The 3,741-nt window shown below is 72.4% G+C and carries 2 protein-coding genes; both read left to right on the top strand.

Features of this window, described 5'->3' with window-relative positions; translation table 11 throughout:
- Window positions 1–871 (top strand): SDR family NAD(P)-dependent oxidoreductase (locus tag GA0115259_RS13275; RefSeq protein ID WP_141716552.1); only part of this gene is annotated, 871 nt, incomplete at its 5' end.
- An 86-nt stretch (window positions 872–957) separates the two neighbouring features.
- Window positions 958–3,741 (top strand): type I polyketide synthase (locus GA0115259_RS13270; protein ID WP_141716551.1); only part of this gene is annotated, 2,784 nt, incomplete at its 3' end.

Genomic DNA, 3,741 nt, shown 5'->3' with positions numbered 1-3,741 from the left:
CGTCGCCGAGGCCGAGGCGGCCGGGCTCGACCGTGACGCGGTCGTCCTGCTTGTCGGCGGCGCGCGCGGCATCACCGCGCGGTTCGCCCGTACGATCGCCTCCGTCAGCCGGTGCCGTATCGAACTGATGGGCCGTACGCCGGTGCCCGCAGGGACCGAGGATCCGGTGACCGCGGGAGCCATGGACCGCGACGCGCTGCGCGCCGCCTTCCTCCGCTCCGGGATGACCTCACCCGCCGAGGTCGAGCGCCGGGTGTCCGCCGTGCTCGCCGCGCGCGAGGTCAGTGACACGGTCGAGGGACTGCGGGCGCTCGGCAGCCAGGTCCGCTACCACTGTGTCGACGTACTCGACACGGAGGCCGTCCGCGCCACGATCAAGGACATCCACGCCGAGCACGGCAGGCTCGACGGTGTGGTCTACGCGGCCGGAGTCATCGAGGACAAGCTGATCGCCGAGAAGCCGGTCGAGTCGTTCCGGCGGGTCTTCACCACCAAGGTGGGCGGTGCGCGCGCGGTGCTCGACGCGGTCGGCACACTGCCCGCCGGCCCGCGTTTCGCCGTGCTCTTCGGCAGTATCGCGGGCGCCCTCGGCAACCGCGGCCAGTCCGACTACGCCGCCGCCAACGACGCGCTGGAGGAGCTGGGCCGCCGCTGGTCCACCTCGGAGCGGCGCGGTCTGACCGTCCACTGGGGCCCGTGGGCCGCGGCGGAGACGAACGGCGGGATGGTCACTCCGGAACTGATGCGCTCCTACGCGGCCCGAGGGATCAAGCTGATCGATCCCGAGGAAGGGCCGCTGAGCCTGCTGCGTGAACTTGCCTGGGGCGCGCCCGAGGTGCACGCGACGGTCTACACCGCGTCGGGCTGGTGACCGCCGTGTCTCCCCGCGTATCGACAGCCACACCGGCAGTTGCACCGGCAGCCAGGCAGGCCGCAGCGCCCGTCGCCATCGTCGGCATGGCCGCGTTCTTCCCGGGCGCCAAGGATCTGGACAGCTACTGGCACAACATCGTCAACGGCGTCGACGCGATCACGGATGTCCCCGCCGACCGGTGGGACGCCGAGTTCTACGCGCCCGACGGGCCCCGGCGCAGCGACCGGGTGTACTGCAAGCGCGGCGGATTCATCGACCAGGACACTGAGTTCGATGTCGCGCGGTTCGGCATCATGCCCGCCTCGGTGGCGGGCACCGAGCCGGACCAGCTCATCGCGCTGGAGGTCGCCAACCGGTCCATCGAGGACGCCGGCGGAGAGTCCGTACTCCCCGCCGACCGGCAGCGCGCCGGGATCGTCCTGGGCAGAGGCGGCTACCTGACGCCAGGTCTGGTCCGGCTCGACCAGCGGGTACGGACGGCGGGCCAGCTCGTCCGTACGCTGCGGGAGCTGGCGCCCGACCTGGGCGAGGACCGTATCGAGGAGGTCAGGGCGGCCTTCGCCGGGCAACTCGGCCCGGAACAGCCCGAGTCGGCGATCGGTCTGGTGCCCAATCTGGCCGCGTCGCGTGTCGCCAACCGGCTCGATCTGCGCGGCCCGGCCTACACCGTCGACGCGGCCTGTGCCTCGTCGCTCGTCGCGGTCGACCACGCGGTGCGTGAACTGGCCGCAGGGCGCTGCGATGTCATGCTGGCCGGCGGAGTGCACCACTGCCATGACATCACCTTGTGGAGTGTGTTCAACCAGCTCGGCGCGCTCTCGCCGAGCGAGCGGATCCGTCCGCTGCACCGCGACGCCGACGGTGTGCTCATCGGCGAGGGCACCGGTGTTGTAGTGCTCAAGCGGCTCGCGGACGCGGAGCGCGACGGCGACCGTGTGTACGCCGTGGTGTCCGGCACCGGAGTGGCCAGCGACGGCCGCTCGGCCAGTCTCTTCAACCCGGATCCCGGCGGCCAGGTCCGCGCGGTCCGGCAGGCCTGGGACGCGGCCGGTCTCGACCCGCGCGCGGCGGACGCCCTCGGGCTGCTGGAGGCGCACGGCACCGCCACCGTGGCCGGTGACCGGGCCGAACTGACCACGCTCACCGAGGTGTTCGGACCGGCGACGGGCGCACGGGCCGCCATCGGTTCGGTGAAGTCCATGATCGGGCACACCATGCCCGCCGCGGGGATCGCCGGACTGATCAAGGCCGCGCTCGCCATCCACCATGGAGTGCTGCCGCCGACTTTGCACTGCGACGAGCCGAACCCGGCCCTGGAGGCCACCAGGTTCGCGCCGCTCGCGAAGGCCACGGCCTGGGAGGACACCGCCACCGGCGTACCGCGCAGGGCGGGCGTCAACGCCTTCGGCTTCGGCGGTATCAACGCGCATGTGGTACTGGAGCAGCCGGCCGCTTCGGCCGCCCGTACGGCCCGCTCGCCGCGTACGACGGTGAGCGAGCCGGAGCGCGTGCTGCGGCTCGCCGCGTCGGGACCGGTGCAGCTGGCCGTCCTGCTGGACGCCGACGACTCCGCCGTGCTGGCCGCCGGCCTTGACGAGCGCGCTCCGGCGGCGGGCCCGGTCAGGCTCGGCATAGTCGATCCGACCGAGCGTCGGCTGAAGCTGGCCAGAAAGGCGGTCGCCAAGGGCGTGCCGTGGCGTGGCCGCAGCGATGTGTGGTTCAGCCCGAGCCCGCTGCTCGGCCCGGCCGGTGGCCGTACCGCCTTTGTCTTCCCGGGCCTCGAAGCGGAGTTCGAGGCCCAAGTGGCCGGACTGGCCGAGCGATTCGGTCTGCCCTGGTCGGCCGGACAGGACGCCCGGGTCGGTGATGTCGGGCGGCACGGCGCGGCCGTGTTCCAGCTCGGCCGGATGCTCGACACCGCGCTGCGCAGGCTCGCCGTCGTCCCCGACGCGGTCGCCGGACACAGCGTCGGCGAGTGGACCGCCATGGCCTGCGGCGGTATCCACGCGGCCGATGAGGTCGACGCGTTCCTCGCGGACTTCGATCCGGACGCGCTGCGTGTGCCCGGTGCCGTCTTCGGTGTGCTCGGTATGCCCGCCGAGCAGGTGCTCGCCGAGCTGAACGGCCGTACCGATGTGGTGCTCTCGCACGACAACGCGCCCAACCAGTCGATGATCTGCGGTCCCGAGGAGGCCGTGACCGAGCTGGTCCAGCTCTTCAGGACCAGAGGAGTGATCGGGCAGGTGCTGCCGTTCCGCTCCGGCTTCCACACGCCGATGCTCGCGCCCTATCTCGGTCCCATCCGGCGCGCGGCGGAGGCCTACACCCTGCATCCGCAGACCACTCCGGTCTGGTCGGCGACGACCGCCGCGCTCTATCCGGACGAGCCGGGCGCCGTACGGGAGTTGTTCGTACGGCATCTGCTCGAACCGGTGCGGTTCCGTCAGCTCGTCTCCGCGATGCACGACGCCGGATACCGCGCCTTCATCCAGCTCGGCGCCGGTCAGCTCGGCTCGCTGATCGACGACACCCTGGCGGGCAAGGACCGGCTGGTGGTCTCCGCGCACTCCACCGCACGGGACAGTCTGGCGCAGCTCCGCCGGGTGGTCACCGCGCTCTGGGTGGACGGTGCGACACCCGATGTGGCCCCGCTGCTGGCGCCGGTTGCCACCGCCACCGCCAGGGCATCGGCCGCTGCGGCGAAGACGCGGCCGTCCGGCCGAGGAGTACGACTGGATCTCGGCGGGGCCCTGGTGTCGCTGCCCGAGGAGGCCAGAAACGTTCTCACCGGCGCGGTGGCCCGTACTCCCGACGTGTCCGCCGTCGCCGACGGCAGCGCGCTGGATCTGCTGGGCCGAGCGGGCAGC

Source organism: Streptomyces sp. MnatMP-M17 (genome assembly GCF_900091995.1).
Classification (GTDB): domain Bacteria; phylum Actinomycetota; class Actinomycetes; order Streptomycetales; family Streptomycetaceae; genus Streptomyces.
The sequence above is the reverse complement of the archived record's forward strand: the minus strand, read 5'-3'. Positions and strand labels throughout refer to the sequence as shown.